The following is a 23,944-nucleotide window of genomic DNA, read 5'->3' as shown; positions in this document are numbered from 1 at the left end:
TACAGTGCTTGAATCCCATCCGGTATTGCTATAACTGCTGAATAATCCTTCCATACATTCGAAAATCCTACCGATATCGTACCAAGTGGCTTGCCATCCCAGGCGGTCTTAATCTCAAAGTCACCTTGGCAATATCCACGTACTTTAATTTTGACCTTCTTAATTCCTTTACTTTATACTTCAATGATATCAAAAAAACTCATAATACGAAACTTTTTTAAACTGTTGTTCGTTTCTTCTGTAAAATCCAATTATCGGTATTCTTTCATATAATCTCCATGGGTATCAATAAGTTCATCACACATACTCACAATATCATCGATAGATAATTCAGCTGACGTATGCGGATCCATCATAGCTGCCTGATAGATACTATCTCTCCTTCCGGTGATTGCGGCTTCAATGGTCATTAGTTGTACATTTATGTTAGTCATATTCATTGCAGCTAGTTGCACCGGAAGCCTTCCAATATGGCATGGATGAATTCCCTGTGCATCCACGAGACAAGGCACTTCAACACATGCATCTGCCGGAAGATTATCAATAAGTCCTGTATTTAAGACGTTTCCTCCAATTTTAATCGGCTTATTGGTTACAATTGCCTCCATTATATAGGATGCATATTCTTGAGAACGTTGGTGTGTAATCTGACCATCCTGGAGTATGCTGTTCTTCTCATTTTCCCATCCTTTTATCTGCTTGATACATCTTCTTGGATATTCATCCAAAGGAATCTGATATCGATCGATCAATTCCGGATATTTTGATTTGATAAAGAAGGGGTTGTATTCGGCGTTATGTTCACTGGATTCCGTACAATAATACCCTAGACGCTTTATGTATTCGAAACGAACCATATCATTATGCTTTTGGGTATTATTCTTTTGTTCGGCGCGGAATTTGATTTCAGGATATAAATCATTCCCCTCCTTGTCTTTTATCTCTAATAGCCAGGCCATGTGATTTATTCCTGCAATCAGATCACTTCTGCCTTCTAACTTGTCCTCCATGCCAAGGTTTTTCAACAAAGTTTCAGAACAGATTTGTACGCTGTGACACAAACCAATGGTTTTCACATTCGTATATCGTTGCATATATCCGGTAAGTATCGACATTGGGTTTGTATAGTTTAAAAGCAAAGCCTGTGGACAAACCTCCTCCATTTCCCGCGCAAAATCCTTTAAAACAGGTATTGTCCTAAGTCCCCGCATAATTCCACCAATACCAAGGGTGTCACCAATCGTCTGTTTTAAGCCATATTTTTTGGGTATCTCAAAATCTGTAATCGTACACGGATCATAAAAGCCAACCTGAATCGCATTTACAACAAAATTTGCACCTCTTAAGGCTTCCTTTCTGTTAATAACGCCTAGATAGGTCTTAATTACCGCTCTGTTTAAATTTATACTTTTGTTGATTGCTTTTAGAATAATTTCTGATTCTGAAAGTCTTATCGGATCAATATCATATAATGCTATCTCTGCATCCCATAAACTCGGAGTACACATGCAGTCACCCAGGACGTTTCTAGCAAATACAGTGCTTCCAGCTCCCATAAAGGTTATCTTAACCATAATCTTTTTCCTCCAGATCATTTGCATTAATTTCAGCATTATTATATAATAATTAGCAGAAAAATACTTTGTCATATGTTTCATATTATTGTCAATATGATGACTGATATCTGATTAGAATAAGGAGTGAAAAGCTTGGAATTTATTATTAGGCCGGAAGAAACAATTACTAAAAACAGACCTCTTGTTCTTTATCATTGCGGCCATGAACAGTGTCTGCCTTCACATTCCTTTGGACCTGCAATCCGTCCTCATTACCTAATCCATTATATTCGGCATGGAAAGGGTTCCTATACTGTAAATGATAAAACCTATTTATTAAAAGCTGGTGAAGGGTTTTTAATCTATCCAGGCGAAACAACCATCTATACCGCCGATACACAAGACCCTTGGGAATACTGCTGGATTGGTTTTGATGGATATGATGTCAGAGCTATCCTTCAAAGTTGTGGACTTACCCCATCAAATCATATATTTGCGGATCAAAGCAATGGACTTCTCTGGAATGACTTTCTCTCCTTGATTAGACTTTCTATTGAAAGAAAGGGTAATGAGCTTACGCTTTTAAGTCAACTCTATCTCTGCTTCTCCCATATGTTTATTCATTCACCCAATTCTTCAAAAATACTTAATAAAGCTCTTATCGAAAAAGCCTTAAATTACATACATAACAATTATACCTATCATATTAAAATTACTGATATCGCTAATTATCTACATATTGATCGAACTTACTTATATAAACTGTTTATGAGTTTAATAGGAACTTCTCCTCAACAGTACTTAATCAATTATCGGATTAGCGTATCACAGAAAATGCTTATAGAAACCAATCTTTCCGTTACAGAGATTTCATATTCCTGTGGATTTCGGGATACCTCTGCCTTTAATAAGCATTTTAAGAAACTCATGCATACTACCCCATTACTCTACAAAAAACATAATCAACATCCAAAGAACGGTTAGCACTACATTATATACAGTTCATAAAACAGAGTACTTGGAATGGCTTCCACCTTTATCTTTATCTTGATACTGATAACGGCATTGTTGCTAGTCCTTCTTAAATAAATTGTAAAAAGGTATCTTGAAACAATATTCATCCTGTTACAAGATACCTATAGATTACAATATTTTCACTGTTAAACATTATTTATGTTGATTTCTCAAGCTGTCTTCTCTTATGATCCACAACGTAGCTTCTCGATGAAATAATGAAACAGTCTCATACCCTTAAGTTCCTTCATCTCCTATGATTCCGGGGTATACTTATCCCTATTTGCATCTCAGACAGATACAGTATCGGCTCATATGTGATATCACCTCTACATCTTATACTGCCTTCCCTTTTGATCAATCGTATGTTCCCCTTTGTGTATCAGCTGAGAGACAGGAACAATCTCATAGCCTTTATCCTGTAGTCCGACAATTACCTTCTCCAATGCCTGCGGAGTGTATTTGGCTCCGTTATGAAATAGAAGAATGGAGCCTTTGTTAAGCTTCTTATGATAAACCGTTTTATTCACGATGTTTTCGGCGCCGTAATCCTTCCAATCTAAGGAGTCAATATCCCACTGTATCGAATAATATCCACAATCCCTCGCCGCTCCAATCACTGCATTATTGTAATCGCCAAAGGGTGCTCGAAACAAGCTCATATCAAAGCCTGTCAGCTCTTTCACCCGTTTATGAGCCTGCATGATTTCCTTAGCACATTCCTCGATGGAAAGTAAGGACATATGTTTATGATTTTCTGTGTGATTTCCCAGATCGTGACCTTGTTCGTAGATGTTTTTCACATCCTTCGGATATTTTTCAATCCACTCACCGGTCATAAAGAATGTAGCCTTTATATCATACTTGGCTAATATATCAAGAATTGTCTGGATATACTCATTCCCCCATGCAGTATCAAAGGTTAATGCCACTTGATTTTCCTCCGTATCCACACTGTAAATAGGCAGATCTCTCCTGTTACCTGAAGTGGAAACTGAGATTGCATCGGGAAGAAATGTTATTCCCAGACCAATAATTACGAAAATACTAAGTATTATAATACCTAATTTCACAAATAACGTGATATTATCCATATTATTATCATTTTGTTCCATATTTTCACCATGCTTTACGCTGTTAATATAATATATTGAAGCAGCTAGGCCATTATTCAATGTAAGACTTATATAAATGTAAATGGAAAAGTATATTATAGATAAATGAAGATGTTTTATGTAATGTTTTTATCTTCTAATCGTTAGAACCTCAGTGAAAAACAACTACAAGCAGCATCCTGCCACTTGTGTTGTTAACCTCAACCGGTAATAGATGTTTCATAATCTATATATTCTTTATAAGATGTTTGCATAGACACTTGTAATAAATATAATCCTTATAGTATTCTTTGTACTCTTTATATTCTTTGTATTCTTATACTCTTTATATATATCATACTAATAATAATTCGTCATAAACAATGTTTCTTATAACCTTTTCACTTACCTCTTAGACATCATACTTCGTCTTTGATTTAAGATAATCCTGTCCAAAACCGCTTTATATACAAGAACAATCTGTGCATCAATATAACAGAATTTATTGGCTACAAATTCATAGGTTTTATAAACAAAGCAAAGATTCATTAAAACTAAAGCTCCTATGGTTATTTCCGGTGCCATTGCTCTTGCAATTAAGAAAATTGATACCCCCAGATAGAATACAAAAGCGAAGAAATAAGTTTTACTGATGCGAAATGCTAACAGCATCGTGTCATTTAACCGATCATGCATTTTCGTCAGTGCCTTTAAATCTCTGTACTTGAGTTTTTCATACATATCATTAAAAATTATTTGGCTATCACTCATCTTGGTATCCACATTCCTTTTAACAAAAGAAAAATATCTGTTATAATTTACTTCACCTAATTCTTTACTAATTAATTTCTTAAAAACATTTGACATATAAATCACCTTCTCCTCACAACTAATCGGGTCATAATTTCCATTTGATTTTTATAGCATATTAATATTAAAAAGTCCAGTGTTTTTTTCTTTAATACTATTATTCACATAGGACACAAAATAAACCTCTGCAATTGCTGTTATACTTTCCTTATAAATGTATTCTATTTTTATAGACATTTATTTTATTTTTTTGAGTTCTATCGACATTGATAAGATTTATAAAATTTATTAACAAAATGTTCATAATATATCCATACAATCATCATAAATGTAACTTATAATCAAAATAAGTTAATAAAGTAATGAAATGAATTCGCTAATAAGATAATTTTTTTCATAAAATAAGCCCGGCAGCTACCCTCCCCCCTCTACCGGGCTTCTCCTCTTTTTTAGATCTATCCCACATATTCTATATGTATTTCCTTCAATAAAAGCCTCGCTTTTATTTTTTTCTGCTAATTTACTGATACGTATAAGCGCACTATTATAATCAAATTCTTTAATTTCTTCCATCGCTCTCATAAATTCTTTTTTTAAAGCTATATCCTTAACATGTATTAATTTTTCAATTTCATTCATGATAGCATCATACTCATACCTCTTAATATAATATATGGCTTTAAGAATACTTTGTTCATATTCTTTATCCGACATAACCTTATAATCCATTTGTTCTTTTACAACAAGCGAATGTTTCGTTCTATCGTATTCATTTAATGCATCTACCAGCTTTTCCCAAAATTCTCTCAAATGATATACAAAGGAGGATAACATCTTATCAATGTGATTGATATCACCTGTCGAAAGCTTCGTCTCCATAATCTTACTTTCTTCGTATAAGCCTATGGCGCCAATATTTGATAATACATTCTTTATCTTATGCATCGCGATACCTAGTTCATCAAATGTTTTCTCTTTTCCGTTGATACATTTATCAATAAAGATTTTAAGATCTTTCAGGGAACTCTTTAATATGTAGATATATTGGCTCGGATTACCAATGGCATATTTAAACCCTGCATCAAAATTAATCTCACGTACATCTGCTAATAACCTGCGTATTTCAATTTGCTCCTCGGATAATATTACTGAATTCTCCTCATCTTCAGAGGTATCCAAAGGATAATTTGAAAACCATTTATTTAGTATATTTAAGAGTTGTTTTGTACCCAAGGGTTTTTCTATAATATCATCTGCACCTGCGGTATGATATATTTTATTCAGTTCCTCCGTAACACAAGCAGTTAAGATTATGATAACAGCTCTATGACCATCTTTTTCAAGGCTACGTATCATTTTTGTCACTACATCTCCATTCATTCCCGGCATGATATGATCAATAAAAACAATGTCATATCTTATTTTATGATATAACTTAATTGCATTGATTCCTGAAAAAGTTTGATCCGTATAGATATGAAATAGATTTATCATCTTGGCCAATATGATAGCGTTTACTTCATTATCATCTACTACCAAAGCATTTAAGCTATTTATTTGATCCATGTTATAGCTCCTCCATTAGGATAAATAATATTTATATAAATGGTAACTTTATTATTTGAGTATGAAAAGCACCTTCGGAGCTTTCCGAATAAAATATACTGAAATGCAATACTTCTATAGCAAAAATATTTTATACAAAAAACGTGGGGACACTTTATCCTACTTTAACCTTTTCATTAGAAAGCGGTAAATTTATTTTAAGAGTTCATATTCCGGAGCCAAATAACATGATAAATTTTCTATCGAAATTTATGAAATAATTAAATTAATCCTTTTATCCCGTCATTTTTTTTGTTATAATGAAATTTAGGAATTTAGTTTATAAAATCTAGGAGGTATAAAAATGGCCGTAACTATCATGGACCACCCATTAATTCATCATAAGCTGGGGATTATGCGACGTAAAGCTACATCAACAAAGGAGTTTAGGGACTTAGTATCCGAGGTAGCAATGCTCATTTGTTACGAAGCAACCAGAAAACTTCCCCTTACAGATATAGAAATCGAAACCCCTCTAGTTAAAACCATTGCAAAGGAAATCGAAGGTAAAAAACTTTGTATTGTACCCATTCTAAGAGCTGGTCTTCATATGGCAGACGGTATACTCAACCTAATACCGAATGCGAAAGTTGGACATGTCGGGTTATATAGGAACGAAGAAACTTTAGAACCGGTGGAATACTTTTGTAAACTTCCTTCCGATGCAGCTGAACGTGAAATATTTGTTGTAGATCCTATGTTGGCAACCGGCGGTTCTGCTGTTGCTGCAATCGATATCTTAAAAAAGAGAGGAATAACAAAATTTCACTTCTTGTGCCTCATTGCTGCTCCTGAAGGCGTTGATCGTCTAACCAAAGCACATCCTGATATTGATATATATATCGGCAATTTGGATGAAAGATTAAATGAAAATGGATATATTTTACCCGGTTTAGGTGATGCCGGTGATAGAATCTACGGAACAAAGTAAAAACGTATAGAATATAGAATGTGCCTAGGACATTCTAATTACCGAACGCGTTCCAGAGGTTATCATATCCTTATACTTGAATACGGTAATTTTACCACGAAATATTTCATCAAATAGGATGTATTTTCCTATTCTATGAGCTATAACTACAATATAAATTACATGTATGAGAAAAGTGGATTCAAATGTTTATATCTTAAACATTTGAATCCACTTTCTCACATATCTGATAGATTTATAATGCATTAGTTCTTATTTAATCTAATTCCGCCTCAGAAGCACATTCATTTATTTCCATGAAAATTTATAGATAGTTACTGAGTCGTATTCTTTACCGGCTTTTAGTACACAGGAAGGAAAAGATTTGGTATTGCAGGAGTTAGGAAAATATTGTGTTTCAAAACATACCCCGTCTCTCTTTTGGTAAGTAGCACCGCCCTTACAATGTTCTACTGGCTCAATCATATTGCCGGTATATATCTGCATTCCCGGCATATCCGTATAAATCTCCATTCTTCTTCCACTGGTTTCTTCTACCACCTCCGATACTTTCTCAACTTCTCCGCCGGTAATATCAAGTACGTAGTTATGATCATAACCACCAGCCTGGAGTAGAGGCTTATAATCCGCATCGATATCCTGTCGAATGCTTTTTAATGTCCTAAAATCCATCGGTGTACCGGTCACATCCCACAGTTCTCCGGTTGGTATTAAATCATCTGAAGTAGGAGTAAACTGATTCGCTTTAATCCAAACCTTATGATCAAGTATGGAACCTGCATTGTGGCCAGCTAAGTTAAAATAGGTATGGTTTGTTAAATTCACAATGGTATCCCTATCTGAAACTGCATGATATTCAATCACCAACTCATTCGATTCCGTTAAGCTATAAGTAACGCTGATATCAAGATTACCCGGGAAACCTTGTTCCATGTGAGGACTCAATCTTGAGAATTCAATACTTATAATATCTTCCTCCTGATAAATTTCTGTATCGTATATAAATTTATGATACCCGGTATAACCTCCGTGCAGATTATTCTCTCCATCATTTTTATCCAGTTCGTAAATCTTTCCGTTCAATTCGAATTTCGCACCTGCGATACGATTGGAATGTCTCCCAATTAATGCTCCAAAATAAGGCTTGTTTTCCTCATAGCCTGTCAGATTCTCGAAGCCTAAAGCAACATCTGCCATATTCCCTTGTGCATCAGGAACAATAATACTTACAATATTAGCTCCATAATCTGTAAAAGTAACCTTCATTCCATTATTGTTGGATATGGTATACAAGGTAGCTTCTTGACCCTTACCGGTTTTTCCGAATAACTTCTGTGTGATCTTCATGTTAATACTCCTTACATTTTTTTATACATGGATTATTTCCTCTTTTAACCTTGGGAAATAATCTCTCTTCTTCGGATTATAACACAACCACATAAATTAGCAAATACATTTTGACAGGTAAGATGTACCCATGCTATACTATCTCATATGAAGTATACTTCAAACAACATGTTTTAAGTGGTTGAATATCTTATTACTTGTCTATATATGATATAACTTAGGTTATATTAATAAACAAATGTGTTTTTAAGGTATTTAACATAATAGGGAAACAGGTTCAAAGCCTGTACGGTCTCGCCGCTGTATTTGGGGAATTTATTTCCGAAAGCTCATAAGCTTTGGCAAACCACTGGATTATTCTATTATCCGGGAAGGTTAGGAAATAAATGATGATCCATAAGTCAGAATACCTGCTTAAAACCGGTACCATAAGTTCCACGAGTTTTGGACAAGGGTACAATAGAGTAGCTGATTTAAGTTATCAGTATATTTTTATTGTCCTTTTTCCTATTGTGGTGAAAGGATTTTTTTAATATCAGGGACTTATATCCCTATAGAAGGAGAGAAAGATGAGAAAAGAATCAAATTTTAAGAAAACTCTAATTGCTACCTTACTGATGCTAGCAGTGGTCGCAGTAATGGTCGTTGTCTATTATGTAAATAGACCGGAAACAGTAAAAGGTGCAAAAGAAATTACAATTGAAGTCGCAATTCCGGAGGAAAAAACGAAAGAATATACGCTCCATACAGATGCCGAATTTCTACGTCAGGCTTTAGATGAAGAAAAACTAATCGGTGGTAAGGAAAGCGAATATGGCTTTTACATTACCGAAGTAGATGGTCGTACGGCTGATGATGCTAAACAAGAGTGGTGGCTCATAACCAAAGGGGGCGAAGATGTCTTTACAGGCGTTGACGAAATCGCAATTCAAGATGGTGATAAATATGAACTCACTTTAACGGTGGGCTATTAATTTAGGAGGTTCCTATGAAAATTAAGGATATCGTTATTATCGGTATGATGGGTGCTGTATTATTCGTTATACAGATGGCCTTAGGATTTCTCCCCAATATCGAATTGGTATCTTTAATTATCATCTTATCAACCTTGATATTTGGATGGAGAACCCTATATATCATATATGTATTTGTGCTTTTAGAGGGAATACGCTATGGCTTTGGTTTATGGTTTATTAATTATCTTTATATATGGACCATACTATTTATAATCACAATGCTATTTCAAAAAAATCGTTCTTCTTATTTTTGGGCAGTGATATCAGGGTTTTATGGTTTAAGCTTTGGTGCGCTTTGTACCATTCCATATTTTTTTATCGGCGGTGTACCTATGGCTCTAGCCAGTTGGACAAGTGGAATTTACTTTGATATCATCCATGGCGTTGCTAATTATATCGTAACTCTGGTATTATTTAAGCCGCTACATAAATTGCTGGAGATGTTGAATAGGATCAGATCTAATTCAACATAAAAGAATCAAAAAAGGTTATCCTTAAGGAATACTCCTTAAGGATAACCTTTAATCAATTTCGTTTATAACAATATAGCTAATTCTTATAACTTATAACAATAATTTATAGTTTAGAAAAAGGTACACTGTAAACCACTCTTGATTATACTCTTGTTACGTTAGTTGCCTGAGGACCCTTAGCTCCCTGAACTACTTCGAACTCTACCTCTTGGCCTTCTTCTAAGGATTTAAAACCGTCCATATTAAGACCTGAGTAATGTACGAAAACGTCGTTTCCTTGCTCGTCAGAGATAAATCCAAAGCCCTTTTGATTGTTGAACCACTTAACTGTACCTTTGTTCATGTAAAATTCCTCCAAAAATAATAATAATTTAATTTGCTGATATCTTCAGCAACATATTAATAATACCACTCTTTGCTACCTGTGTCAAACATTATTTGTCGACATGATTATTAATTTCATACGCTTCTTTATCTGTACAGACCGCATATTTTCCGGCCTGCAATACCTCCAGGGCACGGTCTAAGTTGGATAGCTTCATGATGATAGAAGTATCCTTACCTGCGGTTGCCAGAGTATACATATACTCGACACTTAAACCGGCATCGAAGAGAATCTTTAATACCTCATGCAAGGTACCCGGTCTTTGTGCGATCTTTACAGCTATAACATCCGTAAGCTTTGCCGAAAATCCCTCCTCCTTCAATACTTTTTGGCCTTCTTCAGGATCGGATACAATCATTCTAAGCAAACCGTATTCTGATGTATCTGCCAAACTGAAGGAAGCAATGTTAATATTGCGTTCTCTTAATGCTTCGGTTACACGCTCTAATCTTCCTTCCCTATTTTCAATAAATACCGATAATTGCTTAATAACCATAATCCCCCTCCTATTTCTATTATAATAAAAATGCTAACAATTATTCTTTTATGACATAAATGTTGATATTTCTCTTAACTTATTGATCTGATTAATTTTCTTTTATCTATAACTCGTTTGGCGAAAGCCAAACGAAGCAATACTTAGATTAATTTTCTTTTATCTATAACTCGTTTGGCTTTACCTTCACTCCTGGCAATTGTCTTGGGTTCTACCAATTTTACCTTAACTGATAAGCCCAAAGCAGAATGAAGTACATGGGAGATTTTCTTAGTCAGATTCTCCAACTCTTTGATTTCATCAGAGAAGAAACGTTCTTCCACTTCCACCTGAACTTCTAGATAATCTAAGTTATTGATACGGTCAACGATTAATAGGTAATGGGGGCTGGTTTCACCGAGTTCCAGTAGCGCCGCCTCAACTTGAGAAGGGAATACATTCACACCTCGAATAATCAACATATCATCGGAACGACCTTTAAATCTTGAGATACGAGCTAAGGTTCTGCCACATTCACATTTATCATAACTGATACTGGTTAAATCTTTGGTGCGATAGCGGAGTAACGGCAGAGCTTCTTTGGTAATCGTAGTAAATACCAGTTCACCTACTTCTCCTTCTTTACATGGCTCTAAGGTCTCAGGATGAATAATCTCCGGTACAAAATGATCTTCATAAACATGCAGTCCGGTATGATATTCACAATCCGCTGCCACCCCGGGACCAAGTATTTCACTCAATCCGTAGATATCATATGCTTTCAGATGCAGCTTTTCCTCGATTTCCTTCCTCATGTTATCTGTCCAGGGTTCGGCTCCACAGATTGCAGCTTTTAATTTAATATTATCAATTTTCCCTGCTTCCTCTAAGGTCTCAGCAATATGTAATAAGTAAGAAGGCGTACATGCAATTGCAGTAGCACCAAAATCCTCCATCATGGTAATTAACCTTTGTGTATTACCGGTTGACATTGGTACAACGGTTGCTCCGATTGTCTCGGCTCCGTAGTGAAGACCAAGACCTCCTGTAAACAACCCGTAGCCATAGGCAACCTGTATCTTATCCTGAGGGCCAACTCCATCCATTGCCAATACTCTGGCAACACATTCCTGCCAGATTTCAATGTCTCTTCTGGTATATCCAACAACTGTCGCTTTACCGGTTGTTCCTGAGGAGGCATGAATTCTTACAACTTCTGACTGAGGTACCGCAAACAATCCAAAGGGATAGTTTTCCCTTAAATCATTCTTAGTTGTAAAGGGTAACTTCACCAAATCATCGATATCTTTAATATCTCCCGGCTCAATCCCCATCTGTTGCATCTTTTTACGATAGAATTCCACGTTATGGTAAACTCTGCTGACCATTTTCTTAAGTCGTGCACTCTGTAGATTATGCAGCTCATCACGGCTCATACATTCCTTTGTTTCATTCCATATCATGATTTTATATCCTCCTGCTCTGCAACCGTATACCCTTTTTCTCTTAATACAGCCGCTGTTTTAGGCAAATCCTCGGTATTAATAATCATAAGCGGTACTTTTCCTTCCCGAACTACTATAGAATAAATATAATTCACTCCAAGACCGGCATCTGCTATCACATGCAGCATACCATCTAATGCACCGGGTTTATCTATTAGCTCAACTGCTACTGCTTCGGACATCTTCACGGCAAAACCATGTTCAGATAACAGTGATTTCGCTTTCTCCGGTTGATCAACGACAATTCTTAGAATTGCAAACTCCGGTGTATCAAAGGAAGCAATTGCTCTAAGATTGATATTATTATCCTTTAACACGGATGTTACTCCTGCCAGACTTCCAATCTCATTCTGTACGAATACGGAAAGCTGCTTAATCATATAAATCCCCCCTACCATATGTTAAATTAATTGATCCATTTTATATCTCTTTTTTATGCCAATAACATTCCTCAATAAACTCTAATTATGGAGATCATAACCTATTTCAAATGCTTTTTTATTAAGTTCTACCGTTTTTGCCGGAACCGTCTGTTCAATCACGGTTAACCAGTCTTCTTTTTTAAAGTCCATATGCTGAGCTGCCATACCAAGAACGATAACATTAAACACCTTGCTGTTTCCCAACTTTTTCGCCTCTTCAATCGCATCAACACGATAAACCCGATGACTTTTTTCCAGATTCTCTATTATATTTTCAGGGTATTTTGCCGCCCCAATGACAACGGGCATAGGATCAATTCTTTGATCGTTTACTACAATCGCTCCGTCTTTCTTTAAATAATGGGCATATCGTAGCGCCTCCAGTCTTTCAAAAGCAATTAAAACATCCGCTTGCCCCTCTTCTACGATTGGTTCTCTTACCTTATCACCATATCTTACAAAAGTAACTACGCTGCCGCCCCTCTGGGCCATACCGTGTACCTCAGAAAGTTTCACATCATAACCTGCTTGAATTGTCAGACCACCAAGTATTCTGCTGGTAAGCAAAGTACCCTGTCCTCCGACACCTACAATCATTATATTTTTCGTCTTCATAGCTTTCCTCCCTATTGTGTCTGAACCGGCTTAATGGAATTGAATTTACATAAAGTCATACATAATCCGCATCCGTTACACATAGTATCGTTAATTACGATGTCTCCGCTTTCCTGCTTGGTAATTGCAGGACATCCCGGTTTTAAGCACATACCACATTTTTTACATACGGATATATCAACGTAGTACTGTGTTTTTATCGATGTCTTATCTAACAATACGCAAGGAGCCTGCGCAATAATAACTGCAATTTCATCCATTGCCGTTGCTTCCTTTACCACCTTCTCCAGTTCTTTGGTGTCAAATGCATTCACAACATAAACATGGTTCACTCCAACAGCCTTACATAAGGCAGCCATATCCACGCAATAGGTTTCCTCTCCTTTAAGAGTTTTACCTGTTGCAGAATGGTCCTGATGTCCTGTCATACCGGTTGTTGAATTATCCAGTATCATGACTGTACCGGTGGCCTTATTATATACCATGTTAATTAATGAATTGATTCCGGTATGCATAAAGGTAGAGTCACCGATAATAGCCACCCAGTTCTTTACAAAATCTTTCCCCTTCGCTTTTTCCATTCCGTGAAGGGAGGATATACTGGCTCCCATACAGATCGTAGTGTCAAGTACAGAAAGAGGTGCTACTGCACCCAGAGTATAACATCCGATATCCCCGGCACCATGAATTTTTAATTTATTTAATACGGAGTATACACTGCGATGAGGGCATCCCGGACATAAAATCGGAGGACGGTTTGGTAGCTGCACAGCCGGAGCTACTACAACCTTTTCACCGTTAATTGCCCTACGTAATAAGTTCGCGCTATACTCACCCTGTATCGTCAGAATGTCTTTCCCAATTGCCTCAATGCCCCAGGATTTCACCTGTTCTTCTATAATCGGATCCAACTCTTCTACTATATATAAGGTTTCAACCTTAGAAGCAAATTCCTCAATCAAGCTTTTTGGTAATGGATTTACAATACCAAGTTTTAATACGGAAGCTTCAGGTAATGCCTCTTTCACATATTGATAAGGAATACCGGAAGTAATAATACCTATCTTTTTATCGTTATATTCAACTTTATTAATTGGGAAGCTTCCCCCATCCTTAATCAAGGCCAGATCTCTGCTTTCGACAACCAAATGCCGTCCCTTAGCATTGGAAGGCATCATTACATTCTTAGCAAAATCCCTTACATAAGGTTTATCTTCAACCTCTATCCTATCATTTAACTCAACCATACCCTGTGAATGGGAAAGCCTTGTCGTACTTCTTACAATAACCGGGGTATCATACTTTTCACTAAGCTCAAATGCAAATTTGACGAATTCCTTTGCCTCATGACTGTCGGATGGTTCTAATACCGGAACCTTTGCAGCTCTGGCAACAGCACGGGTATCCTGCTCATTTTGCGAGCTATATAGTCCCGGATCATCCGCTACGATAATTACCAAACCTCCGGTAACTCCTGCATAAGCAACCGTAAATAAAGGATCGGATGCTACATTCAAGCCAACATGCTTCATGGAGGAAAGAGCTCTTACTCCACTGATTGAGGCACCAATAGCCACCTCCAATGCCACCTTTTCATTCGGTGCCCACTCCGAATAAATCTCGTCATACTGAACAATATACTCACTAATTTCCGTACTTGGTGTGCCCGGATATGCAGACGACACTTTACATCCTGCCTCATAAGCCCCACGGGCGAACGCCTCATTTCCAAGCATAATCACTTTCTCTGCCACTATGTATATCTCCTTTCTTATGTTTCTAACCTAGTGTATTTCTCACTCATAACTAGCCAAATTATTTTTCCTGATTTTCATCTACTTTTCTAACTTTATTTCACATAAGCACTATTACAATACGCTTCAATCCAACGCATAATGACAAAGCTTTCACTAAAGCTTAGTTTCGATGAAACAGGCAGTATCCATGTCACCATCTTGCTGTAACGAATACGAAATAGCAATCAGGTGGCACTAGAGCCATATATTTTATTAAGACTTCCGAAGATCGGTAACTCTTTTGGCTTTTCCTTCAAATCTTTGTAAGCTTCTTGGTGCTACTAATTTAATGGATGCATCCAATCCAAGTACCACCCGAAGGCTAGTTTTTATTTTGCGTTCCAGCTCCCCTAACTTCGCATAAGAATCCAGAAGAGATTCATCCGCTAATTCAACCTTAATTTCCATTAAGTCCAGGTGGTTTTTTCGATCTACAATAATTTCATAATGGGCACCGATTTCCGGAACCTTGAGTAGTACTTCTTCAATCTGTGTAGGGAATACATTCACTCCCCGAATTATCAGCATATCATCGGAACGTCCTGAGAGATTCTCCATTCTGACTGTTGTTCTTCCGCATTTACAGGGTTCATACATAAGCCTCGAGATATCCCTAGTCCGATAACGAATTAAGGGAAGGGCTTCTTTTGTAATACAGGTGATCACCAACTCCCCTTTTGTACCCGGCTCTAGTACCTCTCCGGTGTCCGGATCTATAATCTCAGGGATGAAATGGTCCTCATTAATATGCATACCACATAACTCCAAACATTCTCCCGATACACCGGGGCCTATCAGTTCACTCATTCCGTAATTTTGAGTTACCTTCATGTCATTGCCCCAGAGCTTATGCATCTCTTCCCGCATAGGTTCTGTCATTCCTTCTCCGCCAACTAATCCAATTTTTATTTTTAAATCTTTCTCCGGATCAATCCCCATCTGTCTTACAACTTCTCCGATATGTAATGCATAAGAAGGTGTAGCTACCAATAGCGTTGTTCCAAAATCCTGCATATACATAATCTGTTTTTGCGTATTCCCTGATGATGTGGGGCATACAATAGCTCCTATGTTCTCAAGTCCGTAGTGAAGTCCCAGAGCACCGGTAAACATTCCGTATCCAAAGCATATCTGGGCTACGTCATCCTCTGTTGCTCCGCCCATGGCTGCTATTCTGGAGACACATTCTGTCCAGGTCTGTAAGTCTTTCCTTGTATACCCTACTACCGTTGGTTTACCTGTGGTACCGGATGAGGCATGTACCCGAACCAATTCCTTTTTTGGAACTGTAAATAATCCAAAGGGATAATTATCTCTTAAGTCCTTTTTATTCGTGAATGGAAGCCTTTGTAAATCTGCAAGGCTCCTGATATCTTCGCTCCTTACACCTGCCCGATCCATTTTTTCTCGGTAAGCAGGGACTTTTTCATAGACTCTTGTCACCGTCTCTTTCAGTCTGGCTAACTGGATTTCTTCCAGTTCTTTTCTTGGAAGTGTTTCTTCTTTTGCCCAAATCATTTGGTGTTCCCCCTTATATCTAATTCCTCTGAATACTGCAAAGGCAGATGTGATATACATTATTACCACTACAAGGGAGCATAATCTCAGCCTTTAAAAGCAGAGGTAATGCTCCCGTGAATATTTTAACAGTCTGCCTTAGACCTTTAGTAAAGTTATAACACTATATTGTCTTATCTTTGCATTTCAGAGATTTATTATGTTACTTTCCTTCTCTGTTTAATAAAATGTTACTTACTCTTGAATGGATTTCTTTTTATGTACAGTTACGGTCTCTTCAAAGCAGGAGAATATCTCATTCACAGCTTCCTTTTTCATCTTCGGTGTTAATAAACTAACTACCGGTACTACTACCAGACCGGCTATCATTGCAACAGCTCCTGCATTGATTGGTGACATTGGTGTTATAAACGGATTTTTCATTCTGGTTAATATCAAATTAATAACGGTGTTACCTACACCGGTGATAAAACTAGCCCAGACCGCTGCTTTTGTTACACCTTTCCAATACAAACCATAAAGGAACGGTGCCAGGAATGCACCTGCCAAAGCGCCCCAGGAGATGCTCATCAACTGTGCTATAAAGAACGGGGGATCCCACGCTATAATAACTGACAAAGCAATAAATAATACAATTAATATCCTCATTACAAAAAGCTGAGACTTATCACTCATCTTCTTAATAATTGTATCCTTAATAAAATCCAGAGTCAACGTAGAACTGGAAGTTAACACCAGACTTGAAAGTGTAGACATGGAGGCTGAAAGAACCAGTACGACTACAATACCAATTAAGATATCCGGCATTTTTGATAACATATAAGGAATAATGGAATCAAATACGACTGCTCCTTCACTATTATAGATCGTAGCATTATCAAACAATCTGCCAAAGCTTCCTAAGAAGTAGCTTCCGCCGGCGATGACAATCGCAAAAACAGTCGAAATTATTGTTCCGGCTTTAATGGATTTTTCATTTTTTATTGTATAAAATTTATGCACCATCTGAGGCAATCCCCAGGTTCCTAAAGAGGTCAGTATAATAACTCCAAGAAGATTAACAGGATCAGGACCAAAAAATGAAGTAAATGCTCCCGGCTGTCCCATAGTGACAGGTATATCACTTTCGAACTTAGCCAGTTTCTGAATTGCTTCCATAAAACCGCCCTGTCCATGTAATACGGAGTATATTACAGCGATAATCCCTCCTATCATGATGATACCTTGAATAAAATCATTAATCGCAGTTGCCATATATCCACCCAGTAATACATAAACACCGGTCAAAACAGCCATTGCAAGTATACAATATTTAAAAGGTATATCAAAAGCCATACTAAACAGGCGGGAAAGGCCGTTATATACGGATGCAGTATAAGGTACGAGAAAAACAAATACAATCACAGAAGCTACAATTTTAAGTATTTTACATCCATACCTGGTTCCAAAGAAATCCGGCATGGTAGCTGATTTTATGTGATTTGTCATTACCCGGGTTCTACGACCTAATACTACCCACGCCAGTAAGCTTCCAATAAACGCATTGCCCAAACCGATCCATGTGGCCGAGGTTCCATATTTCCATCCGAACATGCCGGCATAGCCCACGAATACAACTGCTGAAAAATATGAGGTTCCATATGCAAATGCAGTTAACCATGGCCCAACCTTACGGCCCCCCAATACAAAATCTCCGACGTTGGTTGCATGTTTTCTTGCATAAAATCCTACAAATATCATAACTGCAAAAAAACAGATCAAAAATATAAGTTTTATTACCATCCTTCACCCTCACTCTCCCTAAATGCCTCTCTTTATCGATTTAACGCTTTAAAGCGTCGTACTTTAGTGTAATAATATCAATTTTTCCCCAAATTGTCAAGCTTTTAACGGTAAATTGTGGTAGACACCTACATTGTTGTAACTTAACTTCTTGCCTGTCATCAAAACCATTTATTTTGATTTTGTTATAATCTATATAGGAATAGACTTATAAAACATATTTGATTATTATGATTAGACTAATAGGATTAATACTGATATAATTGTAATGAATGTTGTTCAAATATAATCAATAATTAATATAGGAGGTCTTACATGAAAAAAATTGCTTTCATGCTTTTAATCTCATTCATGTTGGTTGGCTGTTCCAAGGCAAACCAAAAAGAAACAGATACTACGACTCCAACAGATACCACTGTAGATGAACCAACAGCATCTCCCACGGAAACACCAAAACCTACAGAAGCTGTTAGGGAGGAGATTATACCTGCAGACCCCTTCGATTCTGAAGGCAGAGCCCTTGCTACCTTTGGTACACCTAATGTGGACGGTACGATTGATGATATTTGGCAGGCAGCCGGTACGATAGTACCGGAAATTATCTCTTCGCCAAATGTAGCGGCTACCGGCGAGTTTAAGGTTCTATGGGATGACAATGCTCTCTATTCCTTGTTTATAGTGACAGATCCTGAACTTAATAAAGCAAGTTCCAATACATATGAACAGGATTCTGTTGAGGTTTTCTTAGATGAGATGAATGATAAGGCATCCTCCTACCAAAGCGATGATGTTCACTACCGTGTTAATTATGATAACGAAGCTTCTACGGATGCCGGAGATTCCAAGCGCTTTTATACAGCAACTACAAGTTTAAAGGATGAATCCGGTAAAGTAATTGGTTATATCGTAGAGGCAAGTCTGTCATGGACGAATACACCGGCTAACGATACCGTTATGGGTTTTGATTTACAAATTAACGATGCCGGCCAGACAGGAAGCCGCTTGGGAACAGTGAATATTTTTGATCGAACCGGAACCGCTTGGTCTAATCCCTCCAGCATGGGGGAAATCATATTAAGAGGCAAAGATATCGATTCTGTAACGGAGGCAAGTCCCTATATGTTGCAAGCTTATATAAAACACGCTGAAGGTTTTAATCCGGAGGGCTATGTTAACAGTGAAATACTTACAACCACAATCATGGAAGCCAAAGATATCCTGGAAAAACCCGGTGCTACGCAAAAAGATTTCGATGATGTATTAGAAAAACTTAGAGATGCTGTTAGTAAGCTGGATGACGGCAGTGGTTTCCCTAATGTAGAACAATTGGCTGCATCAGAGACTCTTCCTGATCCTTTCACCTTCTTTAATGGCGATAGTGTAAACAATGCTGAGGATTGGAAGAAACGGGCAAAAGAGATTTCTAATTTATATCAATATTATATGTATGGTGTTATGCCTGATCCGTCCGGTGAAACCGTAACCTATGAAGCAAACGACAATAATCTAAAGATTACCGTTGAAGCTAACGGTAAGAAGATAAGCTATAATGCAATGTTTAGTGTCCCTGACAAATCTAAGGTTAAAATGCCGGAGGGTGGATATCCTGTAATCATGGCATTTGGATGGCTTACCCAGACCGCTTATGCCAATGATAACGGTTATGCCGTAATCACACTGGATACCAGTCAAATAGCTGCCGATAACACCTCCCGTACCGGTGTGTTCTATGAATTATATCCTTACGGCGATGTATGGCAAAAACAAACCGGAACATTGATGGCCTGGAGCTGGGGCTTTAGTAAGATTATTGATGCCCTTGAGAACGGTGCCGGCTCCGAGCTTGGTATTAGTCCTAATAACACAATTTTAACCGGTGTATCCCGTTGGGGTAAAGCAACGGCTGTTGCCGGAGCCTTTGATAAACGTATCCGTATCACAGCACCTTCCTGTTCAGGGGCCGGTGGAATGGCGGCTTTCCGATATAAGAGCGAGGGTAAAACCTATGACTACTCTTCCATAGGCATTGCTACTCCCCATGTAATGACAGCAAATGAACCCTTAAGTTCTCTTCAATCCTCCGGAGAGCGTCAATGGTTTAATGATAAATTCCTACAGTTTAAAGATGTAAATACCATGCCCTTTGACCAACATCTTTTAGCTGCTCTGACTGCCGAAGAGGATCGTTATATGTTCATTACCGGTTCCTATCTATATGAAGACTGGACAAATCCTCCGAGTATGTGGCTGACTTACCTGGCTGCTAGGGAAGTATTTGAGTTCCTTGGTTTGGATAAAAACATCGCGATACATATCCACAAGGAAGGACATATGGTTACAGATGAAGATATGGTGTATCTGATTGATTTTGCGAATCATCATTTCTACGGCAAGAAAGTGAAAAGTGATTTGAATGATCTGACCACGACCCTTTATGCCGAACCTGCGAATTATGATCCTATCTATGATAAGTATATGAAATAAATCATATATATAAATGAAGTAATAAACTAACCGTATACGCGAAAACGGGCTGATACAAAACACCTATAACAATAGATGTGTTAAGTATTAGCCCGTTCTTATTATTTTGGCTTTTTGTACAAATTGATGGGTGTGATTAATAAAATATAGCTCCCATATTTAATTCAGAGCAGAACAATTTATTATAAATATTAGTAGGGATACATTTGTTGAAGGAATATAAAATACAAGACTATGTAGAAAAGAGCTGCCATCGGAAGCAATATAATGAACTTCATATGTTTTATCTTATGACGAAATAGTCTCATGCCAAGAAACGTACCGATACCTCCTCCGATAAAAGAAAGGATAAGTAGAGTACGCTCCGGTACACGCCACTTATTTTTTATGGCTCTTTGTTTATCATATCCCATGATAAACAAGCCAATGATATTTATAACGATCAGATAAGCCGTTATAAACCTAAATAATATTTCACTCATGTTGTAATCAAACCCTTCTTAGATGAATATATTTTTAACCTACCATTAAGAAATTTCGCAGATAGATTAGATTATGAAAAAGTAATTAGAGATTTACAACGAAACATACGAAGCCAGAATGAAATTAACATGCCAGATGTTAATCCGTTAAGAAACGTGGATTATACCATATTTTTCAGTATCTGCTATCTGCGAAGTTTCATATGCTGCTCAGAAATAACCCGGAGCATCCCCCTTTTCTTAGATGACTAGGGTGTTAAAAGCCTTTCTTCAAACTTGAATTCGTCTATTTGCATATACACTTTCTTTATTCAGAGTGATGCAAACATAGTTTAATAAGCAACTGTATGAAGTCGTTGGTACTTTGACCGCGTGTTTTGCGACCTTATGTACCACTACGTACTTCATCCAAGCGAGCGCGTGCCCGGAATAAACTATGTTTGTATCACGAATATAACAACTAGAATTGTGCAAATTTACGTATGACACTTTATTTCTCGGCTTTTGACACCCTAATCCTAAGATTGGGATGCTCCGGGTTACTGTTTTGTTATTAAGATATACACGTTTCTATTTATATATAACAACCTTTATTGCTCTACATCAATGGCAATACCCAACTCTGTAAGCTGTTTATCATCTACCACATTGGGAGCATCCGTCATCAGACAAGATGCATCCTTCACCTTTGGAAATGCAATTACGTCACGGATACTGTCTTCTTTAGTCATTAACATTACCAAACGATCCAGTCCGTAAGCAAGTCCAGCATGAGGAGGAACACCGTATTTGAACGCATTTAATAAAAATCCAAAGCGTTCATATGCGGCTTCTTTGGAAAAGCCAAGTACCTCAAACATCTTCTCCTGAACATCGCTTTGATATATTCTTACTGAGCCACCGCCAATTTCTGTACCGTTTAATACGATATCATATGCTTTTGCTCTTACCTTACCGGGATTCGTATTAAGAAGCTCTAAATCTTCCTCCATTGGCATCGTAAAAGGATGGTGCTTCGCTGTATATCTTTGTTCCTCTTTGGAATACTCCAATAGGGGGAATTCAGTAACCCAAAGGAATTTATATTCATCTTTTTTTAAGAGCTCCAGATTACGGGCAATCTCCAGTCTTAAGTTGCCAAGCACGGCAAAAACAACATCATCTTCATCTGCTGCAAATAACAATAAATCACCGGCTTTTGCCTCCATAGCAGAAACCAAAGCGCCTAGTTCTTCCTCTGTCATGAATTTTGCAAAGGAGGATTTGAAGGTACCATCCTCATTCACTGCAAGATATGCCAATCCCTTTGCTCCAAAATCCTTCGCATACTCGACCAGAGCATCAATTTTCTTTCTGGGCATATCCGCTTGTCCATTGGCATTAATACCGCGGACTGAACCACCTTTCTCCAAAGCACCGGTAAACACACTGAAACCACAATTTTTTACGACGTCAGATACATCCTTTAATTCCATACCAAAACGAATGTCCGGCTTATCGGATCCAAAACGGTCCATTGCTTCAGTATAAGTCATTCTCTGAATCGGAAGTTCTATGTCAATTCCGATACTCTCCTTGAACATTTTATGAAGCAAACGTTCGTTTACTTCCAATACATCATCCACATCTACAAAGGATAGCTCCATGTCTATCTGCGTGAACTCCGGCTGTCTGTCTGCACGAAGATCTTCATCACGGAAGCATTTTACAATCTGAAAATACCGATCATAGCCGGAACACATTAATAATTGCTTAAATAGCTGCGGTGATTGGGGCAGAGCATAGAAATTACCGGGATGTACACGGCTTGGAACAAGGTAATCCCTTGCACCCTCCGGTGTACTCTTGGTTAACATTGGTGTTTCAATTTCTAAAAATCCTTCTTCTGATAAAAACTGCCGTGTCAAATTGGCCACTTTACTACGAAGAATTAAGTTTTTTTGTAAATCCGGTCTTCTAAGATCGAGATAGCGATATTTTAACCTTAATTCCTCTTTTGTCTTCGATTCCTCTTCAATCGGAAAAGGAGGCGTATCCGCTTCAGAAAGAATTCGAATATCTTTAGCCCTTATCTCTATATCTCCTGTTTTCAGATTCTCATTTATAGCACCGGAACGGGCTTCTACTTTACCTACAACGGCAATTACAAATTCACTTCTTAAACGTTCTGCCTTTGCAAAGCCCTCACTTCCGACATCTCCCTCTTCAAATATAACCTGTAATAACCCGGAACGGTCTCTTACGTCGACAAAGATAATACCACCCTTGTTTCTACTCTTTTGAACCCATCCCATTACAGTAACGGTTTCACCGATTAACTTATTTGATACCTCTGTACATCTGTGGCTTCTACGTAAGCCTTTCATTGATTCAGCCATTTTACATCTATTCTCCTTTGCTTATGCCTATCTAATATTATAATTTCTAATGGAATCATTTTAATTCATTTTATACTATCTGTCCATAGATTTTTCATATACTGTCTCATACATACTTTCATATGCCGCCCCATATTAGTTATAATCTCAACTGAAAAAAATATGTTTTACAAGCTTCTCCACTGTCTAATTTACAGTGTCTTCTGCGTGGATGTATTTTCATATAAATCATTATAAATACATTACTTGTATTTGC

General features: G+C 37.4%; 20 protein-coding genes and 1 riboswitch. Of the genes, 5 read left to right on the top strand and 15 right to left on the bottom strand.

Translation table 11 applies throughout. From position 1 onward, the window contains the following. Positions 1-251: 251 nt before the first annotated feature. A complete protein-coding gene (gene melA, locus I5677_RS01475; protein WP_197659777.1) occupies positions 252-1,574 on the bottom strand; it encodes an alpha-glucosidase/alpha-galactosidase in 1,323 nt (440 codons plus the stop codon). Between the two features lie 135 nt (positions 1,575-1,709). Between melA and I5677_RS01470 the strand changes: the two genes are divergently transcribed. Then, entirely contained in the window at positions 1,710-2,540 is an 831-nt protein-coding gene (locus I5677_RS01470; protein WP_197659776.1) for an AraC family transcriptional regulator, read from the top strand. Positions 2,541-2,899: 359 nt separating this feature from the next. Here the strand turns inward: I5677_RS01470 and I5677_RS01465 are convergent, their stop codons facing one another. From I5677_RS01465 to I5677_RS01455, 3 genes are all read right to left on the bottom strand, one after another. Then, entirely contained in the window at positions 2,900-3,664 is a 765-nt protein-coding gene (locus I5677_RS01465) for a polysaccharide deacetylase family protein (RefSeq protein WP_197659775.1), read from the bottom strand. Between the two features lie 405 nt (positions 3,665-4,069). Continuing rightward, a complete protein-coding gene (locus tag I5677_RS01460; protein WP_197659774.1) occupies positions 4,070-4,531 on the bottom strand; it encodes a hypothetical protein in 462 nt (153 codons plus the stop codon). Between the two features lie 357 nt (positions 4,532-4,888). Then, positions 4,889-6,040, bottom strand: coding sequence for a response regulator (locus tag I5677_RS01455; RefSeq protein WP_197659773.1), 1,152 nt, complete (start codon positions 6,038-6,040; stop codon positions 4,889-4,891). Between the two features lie 343 nt (positions 6,041-6,383). Between I5677_RS01455 and upp the strand changes: the two genes are divergently transcribed. Continuing rightward, a complete protein-coding gene (gene upp, locus I5677_RS01450) occupies positions 6,384-7,010 on the top strand; it encodes a uracil phosphoribosyltransferase (RefSeq protein WP_197659772.1) in 627 nt (208 codons plus the stop codon). Between the two features lie 288 nt (positions 7,011-7,298). Here upp and I5677_RS01445 read toward each other — a convergent pair whose 3' ends face one another. Next, the gene (locus I5677_RS01445) at positions 7,299-8,357 is read right to left on the bottom strand and encodes an aldose epimerase family protein (protein WP_197659771.1); all 1,059 of its coding nucleotides are present in this window, start codon (positions 8,355-8,357) and stop codon (positions 7,299-7,301) included. A gap of 232 nt (positions 8,358-8,589) precedes the next feature. Beyond that, positions 8,590-8,789, top strand: a riboswitch (cobalamin riboswitch). A 137-nt stretch (positions 8,790-8,926) separates the two neighbouring features. Between I5677_RS01445 and I5677_RS01440 the strand changes: the two genes are divergently transcribed. Together I5677_RS01440 and I5677_RS01435 are read left to right on the top strand one after the other, a co-directional pair. Then, positions 8,927-9,331, top strand: a complete 405-nt coding sequence (locus I5677_RS01440; RefSeq protein WP_197659770.1) for a DUF4430 domain-containing protein — start codon at positions 8,927-8,929, stop codon at positions 9,329-9,331. A 14-nt stretch (positions 9,332-9,345) separates the two neighbouring features. Next, positions 9,346-9,846: a hypothetical protein gene (locus tag I5677_RS01435; protein WP_197659769.1), complete on the top strand. Its 501-nt coding sequence runs from the start codon at positions 9,346-9,348 to the stop codon at positions 9,844-9,846. A 142-nt stretch (positions 9,847-9,988) separates the two neighbouring features. Here I5677_RS01435 and I5677_RS01430 read toward each other — a convergent pair whose 3' ends face one another. From I5677_RS01430 to I5677_RS01395, 8 genes are all read right to left on the bottom strand, one after another. Beyond that, positions 9,989-10,189, bottom strand: a complete 201-nt coding sequence (locus I5677_RS01430) for a cold-shock protein (protein WP_197659768.1) — start codon at positions 10,187-10,189, stop codon at positions 9,989-9,991. 91 nt (positions 10,190-10,280) lie between these two features. Further along, positions 10,281-10,727, bottom strand: coding sequence for an ACT domain-containing protein (locus I5677_RS01425; RefSeq protein ID WP_197659767.1), 447 nt, complete (start codon positions 10,725-10,727; stop codon positions 10,281-10,283). Between the two features lie 143 nt (positions 10,728-10,870). Next, positions 10,871-12,169 (bottom strand): phenylacetate--CoA ligase family protein, encoded by a 1,299-nt coding sequence (locus I5677_RS01420; protein WP_197659766.1) that lies wholly within the window; start codon positions 12,167-12,169, stop codon positions 10,871-10,873. Beyond that, a complete protein-coding gene (locus I5677_RS01415) occupies positions 12,166-12,591 on the bottom strand; it encodes an ACT domain-containing protein (RefSeq protein WP_197659765.1) in 426 nt (141 codons plus the stop codon). The genes I5677_RS01420 and I5677_RS01415 overlap by 4 nt, the downstream gene beginning before the upstream one ends. Before the next feature lie 81 nt (positions 12,592-12,672). Then, positions 12,673-13,248, bottom strand: a complete 576-nt coding sequence (locus tag I5677_RS01410; RefSeq protein WP_197659764.1) for an indolepyruvate oxidoreductase subunit beta — start codon at positions 13,246-13,248, stop codon at positions 12,673-12,675. 11 nt (positions 13,249-13,259) lie between these two features. After that, complete coding sequence (iorA, locus tag I5677_RS01405) at positions 13,260-15,002, bottom strand: indolepyruvate ferredoxin oxidoreductase subunit alpha (RefSeq protein ID WP_197659763.1); 1,743 nt, start codon at positions 15,000-15,002, stop codon at positions 13,260-13,262. 255 nt (positions 15,003-15,257) lie between these two features. Further along, positions 15,258-16,562 carry a phenylacetate--CoA ligase family protein gene (locus I5677_RS01400; protein ID WP_197659762.1) on the bottom strand — a complete coding sequence of 435 codons (1,305 nt, stop codon included), beginning with the start codon at positions 16,560-16,562 and terminating at the stop codon, positions 15,258-15,260. Between the two features lie 234 nt (positions 16,563-16,796). Further along, on the bottom strand, positions 16,797-18,344 hold the full coding sequence (locus I5677_RS01395; RefSeq protein ID WP_197659761.1) for a sodium:solute symporter family protein: 1,548 nt from the start codon (positions 18,342-18,344) through the stop codon (positions 16,797-16,799). A gap of 315 nt (positions 18,345-18,659) precedes the next feature. Here I5677_RS01395 and I5677_RS01390 point away from each other — a divergent pair, with 315 nt between their 5' ends. Beyond that, a complete protein-coding gene (locus tag I5677_RS01390) occupies positions 18,660-20,828 on the top strand; it encodes a sugar-binding protein (protein WP_197659760.1) in 2,169 nt (722 codons plus the stop codon). Positions 20,829-21,019: 191 nt separating this feature from the next. Here I5677_RS01390 and I5677_RS01385 read toward each other — a convergent pair whose 3' ends face one another. Both I5677_RS01385 and aspS read right to left on the bottom strand, forming a co-directional pair. After that, on the bottom strand, positions 21,020-21,310 hold the full coding sequence (locus I5677_RS01385) for a DUF1294 domain-containing protein (RefSeq protein ID WP_197659759.1): 291 nt from the start codon (positions 21,308-21,310) through the stop codon (positions 21,020-21,022). Positions 21,311-21,900: 590 nt separating this feature from the next. Further along, positions 21,901-23,688, bottom strand: coding sequence for an aspartate--tRNA ligase (gene aspS, locus I5677_RS01380; RefSeq protein WP_197659758.1), 1,788 nt, complete (start codon positions 23,686-23,688; stop codon positions 21,901-21,903). Positions 23,689-23,944 lie beyond the last annotated feature (256 nt).

The sequence above is a fragment of the Mobilitalea sibirica genome, assembly GCF_015999265.1.
In the GTDB taxonomy this organism is placed as follows: Bacteria; Bacillota; Clostridia; order Lachnospirales; family Lachnospiraceae; genus Mobilitalea; species Mobilitalea sibirica.
This window is presented reverse-complemented; position numbering and strand designations above follow the sequence as displayed.